Below are 17,209 nucleotides of genomic sequence, written 5' to 3'. Positions count from 1 at the left end.
TTAAAATCAGCAGAGATTGTTCTCGGCTCCCTGTCAGCCAGGGGGCCGTTTTCACGGAAGACAACATCTTGGGATTCTTTGCTAAAACCGGGCGTTCGCATGCCAGATTAAATGTCCCTGCGCTGGTGCAGGTGGCGGCGCTCGCCATTATTATGATTCGCTGCCTCGACCTGCTGATGATTTTTAATCTGCTGGGGGTGAACGGTGTTGTCGATTTTATTCACCGCAGCGTACAAACCTGGAGCCTGACGCTGGTGTTTCTGGCCAGTCTGATCCTGGTGTTTATCGAGATCGGCTGTGCGTTTTCGCTGGTGAAAGGGCGTAACTGGGCGCGCTGGCTCTACTTACTGACGCAGATTATTGCGGCCAGCTATCTGTGGGCGGCGTCGCTGGGCTACGGCTACCCGGAACTTTTCAGTATCGCTGGCGAATCGAAGCGTGAAATATTCCACTCACTGGTGATGCAGAAAATGCCCGACCTGCTGGTGTTGTTCCTGCTTTTTGTCCCACAAAACAGTCGACGGTTTTTCCGCTTGCAATAACGGTGATACAATCGCCGCCCCTGAATTTCTGAAGGTCTTTGTATGCAGTGCGCACTTTATGACGCGGGTCGCTGTCGCTCATGCCAGTGGATTGAGCAGCCGGTAGCCGAACAACTCTCTGCCAAAATGGACGATCTGCATGTGCTACTGGGCGGGCAGGCGGTGGAGACGTGGTGCGCACCTGTCAGCGGCCCGGAGCAGGGTTTCCGTAATAAAGCCAAAATGGTAGTCAGCGGCAGCGTGGAAAAACCGCTGCTTGGAATGCTGCACCGCGACGGTACGCCTGTCGACCTCACGGACTGCCCGCTCTATCCCGCTTCATTTGCGCCGGTTTTCGCCGCGCTGAAGCCCTTTATCGCTCGCGCCGGGTTAACGCCCTATAACGTCGCCCGCAAACGTGGTGAACTGAAATATCTTCTGCTGACGGAAAGCCAACGCGATGGCGGCATGATGCTGCGCTTCGTGCTGCGTTCCGAAGCCAAAGTTGAACAGCTTCGCGCCGCGCTTCCCGGGTTACAGGCGCAATTACCGCAACTGAAGGTGATTACTGCGAACATTCAGCCGGTTCATATGGCGATAATGGAAGGTGATCAGGAGATCTTCTTTACCGAACAGCAGGCGCTGGCGGAAACCTTTAATCACGTTCCTCTGTGGATCCGCCCACAAAGCTTCTTCCAGACCAATCCTGCCGTTGCCAGCGCATTGTACGCCACGGCGCGTGACTGGGTGCGCGCGCTGCCCGTGACGCATATGTGGGATCTCTTCTGCGGTGTCGGCGGCTTTGGCCTGCACTGCGCGACGCCTGAGATGACTCTCACCGGGATTGAAATTGCGCCAGAAGCCATCGCCTGCGCGAAACAGTCTGCCGCTGAGCTGGGGCTGACAAAGCTTCAGTTTCAGGCGCTCGATTCCACGCAGTTCGCCACCGCGCAGGGTGAAGTGCCGGAACTGGTGCTGGTTAATCCGCCGCGTCGTGGTATCGGTAAAGCGCTGTGTGATTACTTAAGCCAGATGGCTCCGCAGTTTATTATCTACTCAAGTTGCAACGCACAAACCATGGCGAAAGACATATCGTGTCTGCCGGGTTATCGCATTGCTCGCGTGCAGCTATACGATATGTTCCCCCATACCGCCCACTATGAAGTCCTGACGCTGTTAATAAAAAGCTAAATACATTTAAATAATTAATTATTAGATCAAAAACATTCACGAAAAATAATAACTATGATCGCCTGGGGAGTGCCTCCAATAGATCATGGTTATGTGTTGTTTATTTTTTGCAAATCAAATCACAAATAATCAAGAAAGATCTTTAAATGATTTAATCTGATTACTAGAGTGCAAGGTAAGGTGATCAGAACGGGATGTGACTTTATCGAAAATATAAAAATCAGTGGAACAACTATCAATGTCAGCAGAGAGGTCATTTATTGACAATGGAAATGTACGCTTATGGAGGGCGTTCAGACGATGCTTGCTAAAATTATAGATGTTATCCAAACCTTTTTAACTGAACCCGCAATATTAATCGGCTTATTAGTCGGTGTCGGTTATGCACTTGATAAAAAATCGCCGATAAAAATTATCACCGGCATGGTTAGCTCAATGGTCGGGCTGATGATGATTCTCTTCGGTGGTTTTCAATTTTCAGCAACGTTTAAACCAGTAGCTGAGGCAGTGAGTAAGTCCTATGGCGTCCACGGATACTTAATGGATTCCTATGCAATGAAAGCGGCGACGCAAATTGCATTAGGGGATAACTTCGGTTATGTCGGTTATGTTTTTGTTCTGGCTTTTTTCACAAACCTGGTACTGGTTCTGTTCGGGCGATTTACGAAAGCAAAGGGCATCTTTCTCACCGGGAATACTGGCGTATCACACTCGCAGGCCGTGTTGTGGTTGATTGTCTTTTGGTTAGGCTTTGGCTGGGTTCAGTCAATTATCATCGCTGGTGTCTTAACAGGGATATTTTGGGCATTCGCCACAACCCTTATCGTTAAGCCAATCGCCAAAATCACGAATAATGCCGGGTTCACGATTGCGCACAACCAAATGTTGGGCTTATGGTTTTTTTCGAAATTTGCACATAAATTTGGTGACCCGGAAAAGCACGATGCTGAAAACTTAAAACTTCCAGGCTGGTTGGCCATTTTTAACCATAACGTCACGGCTATCGCTATCATTATGACTCTGTTCGTTGGCGGCTTTTTGCTATCAACGGGGATCGATAACGTGCAAATGATGGCTAAAGGGAAACCCTGGTATATCTACATTATTAATCTTGGGCTGCAATTTTCCATGTATATGGTTATTTTGCTACAAGGTGTCCGTATGATGGTTGGGGAAATTAATGGTTCATTTAAAGGCTGGCAGGACAAGTTCATTCCCGATGCCATTCCCGCCGTTGATGTCGCCGCATTATTACCATTCTCACCAAACGCCGCAACCCTGGGGTTCATTTTCTGTACTTTCGGCACGATTTTTTCAATGGGAATTTTGTTGTTGGTTCATAGCCCCATTATGGTATTACCCGGGTTTGTCCCGCTCTTTTTCTCCGGTGGCCCGATTGGTGTATTAGCGAACAGGTTAGGGGGCTATCGTTCAGTCATTATATGTACTTTCCTTTTGGGCATTATCCAAACATTCGGTACCGTCTGGGCCATTCCATTGACGGGGCTGGCAAAAGAGGGTATTGGCTGGACAGGAATATTTGACTGGGCAACGGTCTGGCCTGCTATTTGTGAAGTCTTACGGTTTATTGCAGAAACATTCCATCTTGGGCCGTATTCAGTTTAATTTATCATCACTATCAAGGACTCGAAAATGAAAGATAAAATCAACATTCTGTTTGTTTGTGGCTATGGTGTAGGTAGCAGTGTGATGCTGCAAATTGTTGTCGGAAAGGCACTCGCAAAATATAACTTTAAGTTCGCTATGGAACATACCGCCGCGGGCGAAGTCGGTGGTTTTACTGACTGGACTGACATTTACGCTATCTCCAAAAAACTGATTGATGTCGTGAGCCTGGATCCTAAAAACGGCCAATACCTGATCCCTATTGAAAACATTATGGATGGTGAAACTATTGGCAAGCAGATATTTGAAGTGGTCGAAAAACATTTCCCGCATCTGCTGGATAACAACTAAGGATGGGTGATGAAAGCTATTATTCTACTGTTTGATAGCCTGAATAAGCGTTATTTGCCGCCTTATGGTGATTTATTGACACATGCGCCTAATTTTCAGCGTCTGGCGGCGCATACCGCTAAATTTGAAAATAGCTATGTGGGAAGCATGCCCTGTATGCCAGCACGGCGAGAATTACATACCGGGCGCTGCAATTTTTTGCATCGTGAATGGGGGCCGCTGGAACCCTTTGATGATTCAATGCCAGAACTGCTCAAAAAAGGGGGAATTTACACTCACCTTATTAGCGATCACCTGCATTACTGGGAAGATGGTGGCGGAAATTATCATAACCGCTACAGCTCATGGGAAATTATTCGCGGTCAGGAGGGTGATCACTGGAAAGCGAGCGTGGCGGAACCCTCTGTTCCAGAGGTACTGCGGGTTCCGCAAAAGCAAACCGGGGGCGGTGTTTCAGGACTGTGGCGACATGATTGGGTGAATCGCGAATATATCCAGCGTGAGGCTGATTTCCCGCAGACAAAAGTGTTTGATGCGGGTTGCGAGTTTATCAATAAAAACTGCCAGCAGGATAACTGGCTACTGCAGGTAGAAACCTTTGATCCTCATGAGCCGTTTCACGTTACACAACAGTATCTGTCGCTCTATGAAGATACTTGGGCTGGCCCGCATTATGACTGGCCGCGCGGAGAAGTGAATGAAAGCGATGATGCTATTGAGCACATCCGTTGCCGCTATCGCGCGCTGGTGTCAATGTGTGACCGCAATCTGGGGCGGATCCTTGATCTGATGGATAGTCACGATCTCTGGCAGGATACGATGCTCATTGTCGGTACCGATCATGGTTTTTTATTGGGTGAGCACGGCTGGTGGGCAAAAAATCAGATGCCCTACTATAACGAAGTCGCGAACAATCCTTTATTTATCTGGGATCCTCGCAGCAAAGTCCAGGGCGAAAAGCGTGAGGCGTTGGTTCAGATGATCGACTGGGCTCCCACGCTATTAGATTACTTCCGGCAGCCGATTCCTGCCGATGTGCAAGGAAAGCCGTTGGCTGCAACGTTAACGGAGGATGCACCCGTTCGTCAGGCTGCGCTATTTGGCGTGTTTAGTGGGCATGTTAATGTGACTGATGGGCGCTATGTTTATATGCGCGCGGCGTTACCCGGTCGGGAACATGATATTGCGAACTACACGTTAATGCCGATAAAAATGAATACCCGTTACGGCGTTGAAGAGTTAAAGCATTTGTCTCTGGCTCCTCCGTTCCGTTTCACAAAAGGGTTGCAGGTGCTGCGTATCCCGGCAAGGGAGAAATATGCGGGCATTAATAGTTTTGGTCATTTATTGTTTGATTTACAAAACGATCCGCAACAACTCCATCCTATCAGCGATGAAATTATTGAAGCGCGTATGGTTCAATTATTGATTCAGTTGATGAAAGAAAATGATGCGCCGGCAGAGCAGTTTTGGCGTTTAGGGTTGAATGCAGACTAAAGAAAAAAATCGCCTGCATCCGCAGGCGATGAACTTTCCCATCACCGCGGCTGGTGCTATTGCGCTGAAAAGCGGAAGTTAAACAAAATGTGAACTTTTGCCGGACGGAAATCAGGTAAGCTTAATCTCAGAACAGATGAAAAGGCACTGATTGATGACGGCAAAACAGATCCTGCTGGTGGAGGACGATCGCGATATCGCCGCTCTGCTACAACTTAATCTTGAAGATGAAGGCTACGTTATCGTTCACGAAGAGGACGGCGGCAGAGCATTACAGCATCTTGAACAGACGCAGTGGGATATGGTTATCCTCGATTTAATGCTGCCTGGCGTAGATGGGTTGACGATTTGCCAGCGCATTCGCGAGCGTGGGCGTTATCTTCCGGTGATTATTATCAGCGCGCGCAGCAGTGAAACGGAACGCATTCTGGGCCTCGAAACCGGGGCTGATGACTATCTGGCAAAACCCTTTTCGGTGCAGGAGCTGGTGGCGCGCATTAAAGCGCTGTTTCGTCGCCAGCAGGCGATGGGGCAGGATGTGCAGCAGACCAGCGGCACGATCGCCGCGCACGGCCTGGTGATCGACCCGCTGGCGCGCAGCGTTCGGCTGCGCGGAAATCTTATTGATCTCACTCCGCGTGAATTTGACCTGCTCTGGTTCTTCGCCCGTCACCCGGGGAAAATATTTTCGCGTCTCGATCTGCTGGAACAGGTTTGGGGCTATCAGCACGAAGGTTACGAGCACACCGTTAACACTCACATCAACCGCTTACGGGTTAAAATTGAGCACAATGCGGCCGAGCCGGACATTATTCTCACCGTCTGGGGCAAGGGCTATCGCTTTGTCGGTGGCCCGGCATGAGCGCGCGTCTTAGCCTGAGTCAGCGCTTAACGCTGCTGTTTATTCTGTTGCTGGTGCTGTGCGCAGCGATTGCCGGCGCGGTGCAGCTTTACAGCAGTAAGCAGTACGGTAATGCGATGGTACAGCAGTTATCGGCAGATTTGGCGCAGCAGATTGTTCTCAGCGAGCCGCTGGTGGATGGGCAGGGTAGTGTAGACCGCCGTATGCTGAAGCCGCTGTTCGATCGTCTGATGACCTTTAACCCGAGCGTCGAACTCTATGTTATCTCACCGGAAGGCGAACTGCTGGCCGATGCCGCGCCGCCGGGGCACATCAAGCGCCAGCGCGTTGACATTACGCCGATCGAGCGTTTCCTCAATCACTCCACGATGCCGGTGTATGGTGACGATCCGCGAAGCCTGGATAATCAGAAAGTGTTTAGCGCCGCGCCGCTTCGTTCAGATGGGGTATTGCGTGGTTATCTGTACATTATTTTGCAGGGGGAGGCGCTCAACGCGCTGGCGGAAAATGCCGGGTATAAAACCTTGTGGAGTACTCTGCTGTGGGCGCTGTTGCTGGTTGCGGTGGTGGGAACCGTGGTCGCGGTGCTGGTTCGCCACTGGGTCACTCGTCCGGTTAATGCATTGACCAGTGAAGCCAGTCGTATCGATCGGGACAGTATCAGCGCAATTAAACATCTGGCTGCACAACCGACGCTTGAGCGGCCAGGCGACGAAGTGGCGCTGTTGCGCAATACATTTATTGAGCTGGCGCGCAAAATTGCCTCCCAGTGGGATGCGCTGGCGGATAGCGACCGCCAGAGACGTGAGTTTATCGCCAATATCTCGCATGATTTGCGCACGCCGCTCACCTCGCTGCTGGGCTATCTGGAAACGTTGTCGATGAAATCGGCAACGCTAACGCCGGAAGCGTCACGGCACTATCTGGAGATCGCGCTGCGCCAGGGGCACAAGGTGCGCCATCTCTCGCAGCAGTTATTTGAACTGGCGCGATTGGAGCATGGAGCGATTAAACCACAGCGGGAGCGCTTTGCCCTGAGTGAGCTGGTTTCCGATGTGGTACAGAAATTCGACCTGCCGCTCGAGACGCAGAAAATAACATTGCAGACGGAGATCCCTTCACATCTGCCGCTGATTAATGCCGATCTCTCAATGGTTGAGCGCGTAGTGACCAACCTGCTTGATAATGCCATTCGTCATACGCCGCCGGAGGGAACCATTCGTCTGAGGATCTGGCAGCAGGATGAGCAGTTGCAGATGGAGGTGGCCGATAGCGGGCCTGGCGTCGATGAAGCGGTTCGCGAACAGCTTTTTTTACGCCCTTCGGCGCTGAGTCAGCAGGCGACACGCGAGAAACGCGGTGGGCTCGGTTTGCTGATCGTCAAAAGAATGCTGGAACTGCACGGTGGAGGAATTGAGTTGGTGGAATCGACGAGCGGGGCGTGCTTCCGCTTCTGGTTACCGTGTGGACGGTAATTGCCGGATAAGGCGAAGCCGCTATCCGGCATAAAGCGATTACTCAGGGAACCACTGGTTGCTGATTTTTTGGTACGTACCGTCAGCTTTGATCGCCTTCAGCGCACCGTTCAGTTTTTCCAGCAGGGCTTTGTTATCCGGGCGAACCGCGATGCCAAGGCCGGTACCGAAATATTGCGGGTCGGTGACTTTCTCGGTTGCGGCACCCAGTTGCGGGTTGGTTTTCAGCCACTCATTCACCACGGCGGTGTCGCCGAACACGCCATCAATACGGCCATTTTTCAGGTCGATAATCGCATTCTGATAGCTGTCGTAAGCAACGGTTTTGACTTCCGGGTGTTTATCCATCAGGTATTTCTGGTGGGTGGTGCCGTTTTCCATCCCGATGCGTTTGCCTTTCAGGTCAGCAAAGGTTTTATAGGTATCTTTCTTCGCAATCACCAGCGCGGAGTTGGCGTAGTACGGTTCGGTAAACGCAACCTGCTTGCTCCGTTCCGGGGTAATATCCATACCGGAAATAACGGCATCATATTTTTTAAACTTCAGCGCCGGGATCAGGCTATCAAATGCATGGTTAGTGAAGGTGCACTCTGCCTGCATCTGTTTGCACAGTGCTTTCGCCAGGTCGATATCAAAGCCGACGATTTGGTTGCTGGCATCCATCGACTCAAAGGGTGGGTAGGTTGCGGAAACGCCAAAATTGATTTTATCCGCGGCGCTTACGCCGGCGGCGAAGGTGGCAAGTAGTGCGGCCAGAACTAGCTTTTTCATCGGTAAGGCTCCCGTCTGTCAAATCATTAAGATGCTGCCCTGCGTGTGGCATGGATATATCCTGCCTTCTTTTGAATTTATATGCAATAAAAATGATTTTTTATTTTATTGCATATAAAAAAAAGCGGACAACTTATAAGGTTGCCCGCGGTGTTTATTTGCATTTATGCAATGCCGTGCTTAATTTCTGCGTTCGAACGCCAGCGCTTTGCGCTCAATCAGGCGCATCAGCAACGTCAACAGACCGTTGACGATAAGATAGACTACGCCCGCCGCGCCAAAGACCATCACGTCATAGGTGCGACCATACAGCAACTGCCCGTGACCCATAACTTCCATCAGCGTGATGGTGTAGGCCAGAGAGGTACTTTTGAAGACCAGCACCACTTCGTTCGAGTAGGAAGACAGCGCGCGTTTCAGCGCGTAGGGCAGCAGAATCGCCAGCGTATCTTTCTTGCTCATTCCCAGCGCGCTACAGGACTGCCATTGCCCGTCCGGTATGGCGCGAATCGCCCCGTAGAACAACTGAGTGGTATAGGCCGCACTGTTCAGCGACAGCGCAATCAGTGCGCACAGCCACGGTTCAGAGAGCAAATGCCACAGCGCCGGATAATCCTGTAACGACGGGAACTGGCCCGGGCCGTAGTAAATCAGGAAGATCTGTACCAGCAGCGGCGTGCCGGTAAATAGCGTGATGTAGCCACGCACCAGCCAGACCAGCACCGGCGTTTTCAGCGTCAGAATGATGGTGAAAATCAGCGACAGGATCAGCGCCACCGCAATAGAGGCCACGGTCAGCGTCAGGCTGGTGTGCAGCCCTTTCATCAGTTCCGGTAAATATTCAAGCATCAGCCTGGTCTCCGTTCGAAGCGAGTGGTATGCAGGTCAATGCGTTTGAGAATGTACTGACTGAGCAGGGTGATCACCAGGTAAATCGCCGCCGCCACGATGTACCAGGTAAACGGCTCCTGAGTGCGGGTAGCGATGCTTTTGGTTTGCAGCATTAAATCGTTGACGCTAATAAGGGAAACCAGCGCAGTATCTTTTAGCAGCACCAGCCACTGATTACCGAGACCCGGTAACGCATGACGCCACATTTGCGGCATCACCAGACGGAAAAAGATCGCGCCTTTCGATAGGCCCAGCGCCTGGCCGGACTCCCATTGCCCTTGTGGCACCGCTTTGAGCGCGCCGCGCAGGGTTTGTGACGCGTAGGCGGCATAAAGCAGCGACAGCGCAATCACACCGCAAAGGAACGGGCTAACGTCGAAGTTTTCGATTTGCATCTGCAACGGAATCTGTACCACGCCAAGATTTATCGTGAAACCATCCGACAACATCAGCAAAAGCTGTGAGGAACCGAAATAGATAAACAAGACCACCAGAATTTCCGGTAGCCCACGCAGTATGGTCACGATAGCGGAGCCTATCCACGCAATGGGGCGCCATTTAGCCGACTCCCACACCGCGAAGAACATCGCCAGCGCCAGCCCGATGACCAGGGCGCAAACGGCAAGGCCGACGGTCATCCCGGCGGCGCTTGCTAATGGAAAAAATTCGTTCATCAGTTCTTACTTCTGGAACCATTTGCTGTAGATGGTTTGATAAGTGCCATCTTTTTTCACTTTTTCCAGCGCAGCGTTGAATTTCTGCTGCAGCTCGGTGTTGCCCTGGCGTACCGCGATGCCCAGACCGGTGCCGAAGTAGTCTTTATCTGTCACTTTGTCGCCGATGGCAGCCAGTTTGTCATTCGCTTTCAGCCACTCGTTCACCACCGCAGAGTCACCGAAGACCGCGTCGATACGACCATTTTGCAGATCCAGTTTCGCATTCTGGTAGCTGTCGTAAGGCACGGTGGTGATTTCCGGATGTTTATCCATGATGAATTTCTGGTGAGTGGTGCCGTTCTGCACGCCGACTTTTTTACCTTTCAACGCATCAATGCTGGCCACTTTTCCCTGCTGGCCGATAAACAGCGCAGAGTTGTCGTAATACGGAGTGGAGAAGAGAACCTGTTTTTCACGCTCAGGCGTGATATCCATCCCGGCCATTACCGCGTCGACGCGGCGGAATTTCAGGCTGGGGATCAGGCTGTCGAAAGACTGGTTAGAGAAGGTGCAGGTGGCATCGATCTCTTTACACAGCGCGTTCGCCAGATCAACGTCAAAGCCGACGATCTTATTGTTGGCATCCATGGATTCAAACGGAGGATAGGAGGCTTCCGTGGCGAAACGAATGGTCTGAGCGGCGCCAGCAGAGAGGCTTACGCTTGCAAGAAGTGCGGCAATCAGTACTTTTTTCATGGTCATTGTCCCGGGTCTCTTCAGTGAGAAAGGTAATTCTTAAACGCTTCAGTCTGTGGCTGGGTAAAGCAGCTTCCATCGCCCTGTTCGACGATATGGCCGTTTTCCATATACACCACGCGGCTGGCGGTTTTACGCGCCACTTCCACTTCGTGGGTGACGATTACCTGTGTAATGTTGGTTTCCGCCAGTTCGCGAATGATACTCACTATTTGGGCGGTGATTTCCGGGTCGAGAGCCGCGGTAGGTTCATCAAACAGCAGAACCTGCGGTTCCATCATCAGCGCACGTGCAATCGCCACACGCTGTTGCTGACCACCCGAAAGGTGCAGCGGATAACGATCGCTGTAAGGTTTCAGGCGTAGACGCTCAAGCAGCTTTTCAGCGCGCGCCATGGCGTTTTCTTTGCTCAGGCCCAGCACGCGGCAGGGCGCTTCAATCAGGTTTTGTACCACGGTGAGATGCGGCCAGAGGTTGTACTGCTGGAATACCATGCCGACGTTCTGGCGCAATTCGCGAATCGCTTTGTCTGAAGGCGCTTTGGCGAAATCAAAGTGATTACCGGCGATGTTCAGCGTGCCGGAGCGCGGCATCTCAAGGAGATTCAGCACGCGCAGCAGCGAACTCTTACCCGCGCCGCTTGGCCCCAGCAGTACCAGTGTTTCACCCTGCGGGCACTCAAGCGTGATGTCGAACAGCGCCTGGTGTGCGCCGTAGAAGCAGTTAATGCCGTTTAATTTAATGCTCATCGATACTCGTCAAGATGCGTTAGCTGTAGGTACTTACCCCGAACTCGCGTTCAGCGGCTCACTCAGTTGCTGCGGTATCCGGTCGTTTCGGCAGAATAAGCTTCTGCTTAACCCGGCTTTGCCCGCTCATTATGTAACGAAAATGTTGCTAAATTCTCGAAGGTTTTCAGCAATTGAGGCCGCAAATAGTACCTTTGACAGAATAGTTATGCAATATTTGTGCGTTAAAACTTAAATATAAACCAGCGTTACTCTTAAAGTTAGCACAAAATGTTGGGTGGGCGAGGCGGGAGGCAGAAATGTCGGCATTCCTCACGGAATGCCAGACAATTTACCCATGTGATGATTGATACGTGGGAAGATTAACGTTTTTCCAGAGACTGGCGCAGGGTGCCTGCTGGCGCATGGACGCTGCCGCCGAGATAGCGCACGTCATCAATTGCCCAGCACTGGCCTTCACGGATCATCAGCACCTCATCCTGCCAGCTTTGTGTACCTTGCTTCAGGGTGACACGCAGCGGAATATTCCGCGCATCGGTGTTAGGGATGGTCGATGCGCTGGCGACCGTGGCGCTGTCCGCAGGCGTGGTGCAACTGGAGAACGGATCGGACTGCAACAGCTCGCTATGGCTGGTATCGCTACGGCTTTCGTTAAGCACTTTCGCCAGATCGTCGCTCAGATAAGGGCGAAGCGCCGAGAGGTCATTATTACGGTGCTGAATACGATAATCGTAAAACTTTTGTGCCACGGCGTCCGGCCCGCCTTCCACGCACGGCCCGCTACGCGTACCAATATCTTTAAACGCGGGTGTCACTGTGGTACAGGCGCTAAGCAGCAGGGCGCCAGGCAGGAGGAGTGCAAGAGTGGAGTAGCGCATAATTTTTCCTTTTAAGCAGCTCAACACATCCTCCTTCAAACGTGTCGTTTATGCGATGCAGTCTGAAGGATTTGTGTATACGATTATGATGGAATCCCTTTCCAAGCATAGCGTATCAGCCCGATAATAGCAGTGCGCGATTGACGCTAAGGCATTGAACGTTAAAAGAAGGAGTACAACGATGCAATTCTCAACCACCCCGACGCTGGAAGGCCAGACCATTGTAGAATATTGCGGCGTGGTCACTGGTGAGGCGATTCTCGGCGCCAATATCTTCCGCGATTTCTTCGCAGGCATTCGTGATATCGTTGGCGGTCGTTCTGGCGCTTACGAGAAAGAACTGCGTAAAGCGCGCGAAATCGCCTTCCAGGAACTGGGCGAGCAGGCGAAAGCGTTGGGTGCAGACGCTATCGTCGGTATTGATATCGATTATGAAACTGTCGGTAAAGACAGCAGCATGCTGATGGTCAGCGTTAGCGGTACGGCGGTGAAAACGCGCCGATGAAACGTTTCCTGACGCTGGCTCTACTCGCGAGCCTTCTGGTGGGCTGTGCGGGTGAGAAGGGCGTGATAGATAAAAACGGGTATCAGCTTGATACCCGCCATCCGGCGCAGGCGGCATACCCGCGCGTAAAAGTGCTGGTTATTCACTACACGGCGGACGATTTCGATGTCTCGCTGGCGACGCTCACCGATAAGCATGTCAGTTCGCATTATCTCATTCCTGACGTGCCGCCCATGCACAACGGGAAACCGCGCATCTGGCAATTAGTGCCGGAAGATAAACTTGCCTGGCATGCCGGTATCAGCTTCTGGCGCGGGGCGACGCGTATTAACGACACTTCTATTGGTATCGAACTCGAAAACCGTGGCTGGCAGAAAACGGCGGGTGTGAAGCACTTTGTTCCCTTCTCGCCGTCACAAATCAATGCGCTGATCCCACTGGCGAAAGAGATTATCGCCCGCTATGACATTCAACCGCAGAATGTTGTCGCGCATGCGGATATCGCCCCGCAGCGGAAAGATGACCCCGGCCCACTGTTTCCATGGCAACAACTTGCCGCACAGGGCATTGGCGCCTGGCCGGATGCCGGGAGCGTCGCGTTTTACCTTAATGGTCGTTCTCCGTACCAGAGTGTTGATACCGCCGGGTTGCTCGATCTGCTATCGCGCTATGGTTATGACGTGACGCCGGAGATGACACCCGCGCAGCAAAAGCGGGTGATTATGGCGTTTCAGATGCACTTCCGCCCGGCGCTATGGAACGGTGTTGCGGATGCGCAAACGCAGGCCATTGCCGAAGCGTTGCTGGAGAAATACGGGCAGGGTTGAGAGGGGGCAGCCTGGAGTGGGCATAAAATGGAGGCCCGATAAGCGAGATGCTATCGGGCGATGCTGGCGTTAGCGGTGCAGCTTCCCGTGGTCTTCCAGCCACTCGGCGGTGCGCACGATACCTTCATTCAGCGTCACAATTGGCGCGTAACCCAGTTCCTCTTTCGCGCGTGTAATATCCAGCGTGAAATCAAAGTTCAGTTTTGAGACGCCGTAGTGGGTGAGTGCAGGCTCTTTGGCCGATTTATTGCCAAAGCGCTCCATGCTGCGCGCGACCATATCCAGCATGGGATACGGTACGGAGCGGATGCGGCACTTAATTTCCAGTTCATCAATCAACCGTTCGACGATGCTGCGCAATGTGCGGGGTTCATCGTTGGTGATGTTATAGGCACGGCCAGAAGGCAGGCTATCGCACTGTGGCTGGCTCGCCAGCCACATGGCATGCACGACGTTTTCGTAATAGGTCATATCGACCATCGCGTGGCCGCCGCGCGGGAGCAGCACGCTGCCGTAGTGGTGCATCATCTGCGCCAGACGTGGAATGAACACTTTATCGTGCGGCCCGAAAATACTTTGCGGGCGCAAAATGGTAAAGCGCGTGTTGGGATTGGCCTGCGCCAGTAACTGCACGACTTCTTCACCTGCCGCTTTACTGCGGGCAAATTCGCAGGCAAAGCGGTGCGGACGAAAATCTTCTTTGATATCGCGGTGATGGTGATAATCGAAGTAGAGCGAGGGTGAAGAGATATGGATAAAGTTACGCACCCCCCAGGCCACGGCCCATTCACCAAGGCGGCGAGTGGCGCGCACGTTAGCGAGGTCAAACGCCTCCTGGGTTCCCCACGGTGAGGTGAAGCTGGAGCAGTGCCACAGCGTATCGACACCGGCGAGCATGACTTTCGCCTGAGAAGAGACCAGTTCCGTTAAATCGGCGTGAACGAACTCTGCGCCCATTTTTTCCAGCAGCTTGCCCATCGCCTCATTGCGACCCGTCGCTCTGACGCTGATGCCCTTGTTGCGCAAATACTCGACTGCGTTTCTGCCAAGCCCGCTGGTGGCGCCGGTAACCAGTACCTTCATATCAATCCACTGTGTAAAAAAAGAATTTCGTGCGCATTTTTCCGTGATTTTCGCTCTCATGCAATGGGAAACTAAGAAGAATTCGGATTAAGGCTCTTTTTTGCCTGTGATCTCCTCAGCAAGCCTGGCAATTCGCCGCGCCATGCCACGGAAAATGAACAGATGCGCCGGGATCATCAACAGCCAGTAGAGTAATCCTGGCATACCGTGCGGATGCCACCAGGCGCGAACGTCAAGTTCACGATGGTCGCCTTTATCCGCCAGTGTAAAACTGAGCCGCCCCAAACCCGGCGCTTTCATGCCGAACAGCAGTGACAATTGTTTCTCCGGCTCGACGATAATCACCTTCCAGCTATCGACACTGTCCCCCGTTTTCAGCCGCGCGTGTGCGGGGCGGCCTTTCGCCAGTTTATGCCCCACCAGTAAATCCATCGCTGCGCGCGTTTTCCACAGAATATTGCCAAAGAAATAGCCTTCGCGACCGCCCAGCCGATTCACCACTTGCCACAATGCCGCCAGGCTTGCCGGGGTTTTTACCGTATAACCCGCCTGTTTGGCGAAATAGCCGTACTCGGGCCGCCAGCGGGCAAACGCGTGTTCGTCGTAGCCCCAGTCGCTGGAGTTCACCAGCTTCTTTTCTTCTTCCAGCGTCTGGCGTACTGCGTCATCAAACGTGGTCAATTTCTGCGGGATCAACGCGCGGAGTTCACGATCGTCTGCCAGAAGATCGTGCTTTAAACCCTGGATCAGCGCTTTCGCAATCGTCGGCGGCACAGAGGTGATCACATTTAAGAACCACACCGAGATCCAGCTTGTCGGGAAAGGAATGGGAATTAAGAGACGATGACGCCCGCTGACCACCATAAAACGCTCAAACTGCTGCTGATAGGTGAGTTCTTCCGGGCCTGCCGCCTCCAGCACGCGATGCTCTGAGGCTGGATGCTCCAGCAACCCCGCCAGATAGACCAGCAAATTTTCCAGCGCAATCGGCGTGGTGCGCGAGCGCACCCAGCGCGGCGGCGTCAGCACCGGCAGGTTATAGACCATATCGCGCATCACTTCGAAAGCGGCAGAGCCCGCGCCGACGATGATCCCGGCGCGCAGTTCGGTCAGTGGAATGCCCGCTTCGCGTAGAATATCGCCGGTAGCCTGGCGAGCCCGCAAATGTTCAGACTGTTCATGCGCAGGCGCCTGTAGCGAACTTAAAAAGATGATCTGCTTGACCGGAACCTGGCGCAGCGCATCGCGCACGTTAAGCGCGACCTGGCGCTCATGGGCGAAAAAATCGCGGCTTTCGCCCATGCCGTGCACCAGATAGTAGAGCGTATCAACGCCCTCAAGCAGGGCAGGTAATGACACCGGCCACTCAAGATCGAGCGTGTGACAGGTAACGCCGGGAAGGTGTTGTTTCTCCAGGCGTTCAATATGACGTGCCGCAGCCCGCACCAAATACCTACGGGCACTCAATTCCGCAACCAGATGCTGGCCGATATATCCACTGGCGCCAAGGACTAAAACAGTTTGCGGCACGTATGACTCCTTATTTTGCTAAAAAAGCTTTCCAGTGGCTGACAACCTCAATGAGTTGTTCGCGGCTGACGTCAAGATGCGTCACCAGGCGAACAATCGGCGATGCGTTAATCAGCACATTACGTTCGCGCATAAATTCGCCCAACGTCGCTGCCTGTGCCTCACCAACGCGGACAAACAGCATGTTGGTATCGTGGCGCATGACGTCCGCCCCCGCTTCGCGCAGTTGACTGGCGAGCCAGGCGGCGTTGTCATGGTCGTCCTGCAACCGCGTGACGTTGTTTTTCAGTGCATACAGCCCGGCTGCGGCCAGGATCCCCGCCTGACGCATACCACCGCCGGTCATTTTGCGCCAGCGTATTGCGCGCCTGATGTAATCGTTATTGCCAACCAGCAGTGAGCCCACTGGTGTTCCCAGCCCTTTAGAGAGGCAAATGGTGAACGAGTCGCAATATTGCGTTATCTCTTTGAGTTCACAGCCGTACTCCACCACGGCGTTAAAGATCCGCGCCCCATCGACGTGTAACCCCAGCCCGCGTTCGCGGGTAAATTCCCATGCCTGGCGCAGATAGTCGCGCGGCAACACTTTGCCGTTATGGGTGTTTTCAATACTCAGCAGTCTGGTGCGCGCAAAGTGGATATCGTCGGCTTTAATTTTAGCGGCGACTTTATCGAGCGGCAGAGTACCGTCCGCAGCCGCGTCGATAGGCTGTGGCTGGATACTGCCCAGCACCGCCGCGCCGCCGGCTTCATAGAGATAGTTGTGCGCACCTTGCCCGACGATATACTCCTCGCCGCGCTCGCAGTGGCTTAACAGCGCCACCAGGTTCGCCTGGGTGCCGGTGGGTAAAAAGAGGGCGGCTTCCTTCCCGGCGAGGCTCGCCGCATAGCGCTGGAGTTCATTGACGGTAGGGTCGTCGCCATACACGTCATCCCCGACCGGGGCGGCCATCATCTCTTCGAGCATGGCGCGGCTCGGCCGGGTAACGGTATCACTGCGTAAATCGATCATGACATTTCCTTGTAACTGAGGAGAATGT

18 protein-coding genes are annotated in these 17,209 nt (G+C 53.0%); 9 read left to right on the top strand and 9 right to left on the bottom strand.

The genetic code is table 11. The features are described from left to right. The first annotated feature begins 5 nt into the window (after window positions 1-5). From VSR74_RS05540 to VSR74_RS05510, 7 genes are all read left to right on the top strand, one after another. Complete coding sequence (locus VSR74_RS05540; protein ID WP_347794358.1) at window positions 6-542, top strand: YbjO family protein; 537 nt, start codon at window positions 6-8, stop codon at window positions 540-542. Window positions 543-584: 42 nt separating this feature from the next. Continuing rightward, on the top strand, window positions 585-1,712 hold the full coding sequence (gene rlmC / locus VSR74_RS05535) for a 23S rRNA (uracil(747)-C(5))-methyltransferase RlmC (protein ID WP_347793787.1): 1,128 nt from the start codon (window positions 585-587) through the stop codon (window positions 1,710-1,712). A 282-nt stretch (window positions 1,713-1,994) separates the two neighbouring features. Next, window positions 1,995-3,338, top strand: a complete 1,344-nt coding sequence (locus VSR74_RS05530) for a PTS sugar transporter subunit IIC (protein ID WP_347793786.1) — start codon at window positions 1,995-1,997, stop codon at window positions 3,336-3,338. A gap of 27 nt (window positions 3,339-3,365) precedes the next feature. Beyond that, window positions 3,366-3,689 (top strand): PTS sugar transporter subunit IIB, encoded by a 324-nt coding sequence (locus tag VSR74_RS05525; RefSeq protein ID WP_347793785.1) that lies wholly within the window; start codon window positions 3,366-3,368, stop codon window positions 3,687-3,689. 9 nt (window positions 3,690-3,698) lie between these two features. After that, entirely contained in the window at window positions 3,699-5,186 is a 1,488-nt protein-coding gene (locus tag VSR74_RS05520) for a sulfatase (protein WP_347793784.1), read from the top strand. A gap of 154 nt (window positions 5,187-5,340) precedes the next feature. Further along, window positions 5,341-6,048, top strand: coding sequence for a response regulator transcription factor (locus tag VSR74_RS05515; RefSeq protein ID WP_347793783.1), 708 nt, complete (start codon window positions 5,341-5,343; stop codon window positions 6,046-6,048). Next, window positions 6,045-7,523, top strand: a complete 1,479-nt coding sequence (locus VSR74_RS05510; RefSeq protein WP_347793782.1) for a sensor histidine kinase — start codon at window positions 6,045-6,047, stop codon at window positions 7,521-7,523. The genes VSR74_RS05515 and VSR74_RS05510 overlap by 4 nt, the downstream gene beginning before the upstream one ends. Window positions 7,524-7,562: 39 nt before the next feature. Here VSR74_RS05510 and artJ read toward each other — a convergent pair whose 3' ends face one another. The 6 genes from artJ to VSR74_RS05480 form a co-directional block, all read right to left on the bottom strand. Beyond that, window positions 7,563-8,294 carry an arginine ABC transporter substrate-binding protein ArtJ gene (gene artJ, locus VSR74_RS05505; RefSeq protein WP_347793781.1) on the bottom strand — a complete coding sequence of 244 codons (732 nt, stop codon included), beginning with the start codon at window positions 8,292-8,294 and terminating at the stop codon, window positions 7,563-7,565. Window positions 8,295-8,474: 180 nt separating this feature from the next. Next, a complete protein-coding gene (artM, locus tag VSR74_RS05500) occupies window positions 8,475-9,143 on the bottom strand; it encodes an arginine ABC transporter permease ArtM (RefSeq protein WP_347793780.1) in 669 nt (222 codons plus the stop codon). Next, the gene (gene artQ / locus VSR74_RS05495) at window positions 9,143-9,859 is read right to left on the bottom strand and encodes an arginine ABC transporter permease ArtQ (protein WP_347793779.1); all 717 of its coding nucleotides are present in this window, start codon (window positions 9,857-9,859) and stop codon (window positions 9,143-9,145) included. Before artQ ends, artM begins: the two co-directional genes overlap by 1 nt. A 6-nt stretch (window positions 9,860-9,865) precedes the next feature. Then, entirely contained in the window at window positions 9,866-10,597 is a 732-nt protein-coding gene (gene artI, locus VSR74_RS05490; RefSeq protein ID WP_347793778.1) for an arginine ABC transporter substrate-binding protein ArtI, read from the bottom strand. A 20-nt stretch (window positions 10,598-10,617) separates the two neighbouring features. Beyond that, window positions 10,618-11,346: an arginine ABC transporter ATP-binding protein ArtP gene (gene artP, locus VSR74_RS05485; protein WP_347793777.1), complete on the bottom strand. Its 729-nt coding sequence runs from the start codon at window positions 11,344-11,346 to the stop codon at window positions 10,618-10,620. A gap of 362 nt (window positions 11,347-11,708) precedes the next feature. Continuing rightward, the gene (locus VSR74_RS05480; protein WP_347793776.1) at window positions 11,709-12,224 is read right to left on the bottom strand and encodes a lipoprotein; all 516 of its coding nucleotides are present in this window, start codon (window positions 12,222-12,224) and stop codon (window positions 11,709-11,711) included. 181 nt (window positions 12,225-12,405) lie between these two features. Between VSR74_RS05480 and VSR74_RS05475 the strand changes: the two genes are divergently transcribed. Next, window positions 12,406-12,729: a heavy metal-binding domain-containing protein gene (locus VSR74_RS05475; protein ID WP_015965136.1), complete on the top strand. Its 324-nt coding sequence runs from the start codon at window positions 12,406-12,408 to the stop codon at window positions 12,727-12,729. Further along, window positions 12,726-13,556 (top strand): N-acetylmuramoyl-L-alanine amidase, encoded by an 831-nt coding sequence (locus VSR74_RS05470; protein WP_347793775.1) that lies wholly within the window; start codon window positions 12,726-12,728, stop codon window positions 13,554-13,556. The genes VSR74_RS05475 and VSR74_RS05470 overlap by 4 nt, the downstream gene beginning before the upstream one ends. A 69-nt stretch (window positions 13,557-13,625) precedes the next feature. Here VSR74_RS05470 and VSR74_RS05465 read toward each other — a convergent pair whose 3' ends face one another. The 3 genes from VSR74_RS05465 to ltaE all read right to left on the bottom strand — a co-directional run bounded on the left by VSR74_RS05465 (window position 13,626) and on the right by ltaE (window position 17,181). Next, window positions 13,626-14,639 carry an NAD-dependent epimerase/dehydratase family protein gene (locus VSR74_RS05465; protein ID WP_347793774.1) on the bottom strand — a complete coding sequence of 338 codons (1,014 nt, stop codon included), beginning with the start codon at window positions 14,637-14,639 and terminating at the stop codon, window positions 13,626-13,628. A gap of 87 nt (window positions 14,640-14,726) precedes the next feature. Beyond that, window positions 14,727-16,169 carry an SDR family oxidoreductase gene (locus VSR74_RS05460; RefSeq protein WP_347793773.1) on the bottom strand — a complete coding sequence of 481 codons (1,443 nt, stop codon included), beginning with the start codon at window positions 16,167-16,169 and terminating at the stop codon, window positions 14,727-14,729. 10 nt (window positions 16,170-16,179) lie between these two features. Beyond that, complete coding sequence (ltaE, locus tag VSR74_RS05455; RefSeq protein ID WP_347793772.1) at window positions 16,180-17,181, bottom strand: low-specificity L-threonine aldolase; 1,002 nt, start codon at window positions 17,179-17,181, stop codon at window positions 16,180-16,182. Window positions 17,182-17,209: the final 28 nt, after the last annotated feature.

The sequence above is a fragment of the Pseudocitrobacter cyperus genome (genome assembly GCF_039889165.1).
In the GTDB taxonomy this organism is placed as follows: domain Bacteria; phylum Pseudomonadota; class Gammaproteobacteria; order Enterobacterales; family Enterobacteriaceae; genus Pseudocitrobacter; species Pseudocitrobacter cyperus.
The sequence above is the reverse complement of the archived record's forward strand: the minus strand, read 5'-3'. Positions and strand labels throughout refer to the sequence as shown.

Bases quoted from the DNA above. Each gene is read 5' to 3' on its own strand.
- ltaE (WP_347793772.1), bottom strand. From the start codon at position 17,181: ATGATCGATTTACGCAGTGATACCGTTACCCGGCCGAGCCGCGCCATG.
- VSR74_RS05480 (WP_347793776.1), bottom strand. From the start codon at position 12,224: ATGCGCTACTCCACTCTTGCACTCCTCCTGCCTGGCGCCCTGCTGCTT.
- artI (WP_347793778.1), bottom strand. From the start codon at position 10,597: ATGAAAAAAGTACTGATTGCCGCACTTCTTGCAAGCGTAAGCCTCTCT.
- VSR74_RS05465 (WP_347793774.1), bottom strand. From the start codon at position 14,639: ATGAAGGTACTGGTTACCGGCGCCACCAGCGGGCTTGGCAGAAACGCA.
- artJ (WP_347793781.1), bottom strand. From the start codon at position 8,294: ATGAAAAAGCTAGTTCTGGCCGCACTACTTGCCACCTTCGCCGCCGGC.
- rlmC (WP_347793787.1), top strand. From the start codon at position 585: ATGCAGTGCGCACTTTATGACGCGGGTCGCTGTCGCTCATGCCAGTGG.
- VSR74_RS05515 (WP_347793783.1), top strand. From the start codon at position 5,341: ATGACGGCAAAACAGATCCTGCTGGTGGAGGACGATCGCGATATCGCC.
- VSR74_RS05510 (WP_347793782.1), top strand. From the start codon at position 6,045: ATGAGCGCGCGTCTTAGCCTGAGTCAGCGCTTAACGCTGCTGTTTATT.
- VSR74_RS05520 (WP_347793784.1), top strand. From the start codon at position 3,699: ATGAAAGCTATTATTCTACTGTTTGATAGCCTGAATAAGCGTTATTTG.
- artM (WP_347793780.1), bottom strand. From the start codon at position 9,143: ATGCTTGAATATTTACCGGAACTGATGAAAGGGCTGCACACCAGCCTG.
- artQ (WP_347793779.1), bottom strand. From the start codon at position 9,859: ATGAACGAATTTTTTCCATTAGCAAGCGCCGCCGGGATGACCGTCGGC.
- artP (WP_347793777.1), bottom strand. From the start codon at position 11,346: ATGAGCATTAAATTAAACGGCATTAACTGCTTCTACGGCGCACACCAG.
- VSR74_RS05525 (WP_347793785.1), top strand. From the start codon at position 3,366: ATGAAAGATAAAATCAACATTCTGTTTGTTTGTGGCTATGGTGTAGGT.
- VSR74_RS05530 (WP_347793786.1), top strand. From the start codon at position 1,995: ATGGAGGGCGTTCAGACGATGCTTGCTAAAATTATAGATGTTATCCAA.
- VSR74_RS05470 (WP_347793775.1), top strand. From the start codon at position 12,726: ATGAAACGTTTCCTGACGCTGGCTCTACTCGCGAGCCTTCTGGTGGGC.
- VSR74_RS05475 (WP_015965136.1), top strand. From the start codon at position 12,406: ATGCAATTCTCAACCACCCCGACGCTGGAAGGCCAGACCATTGTAGAA.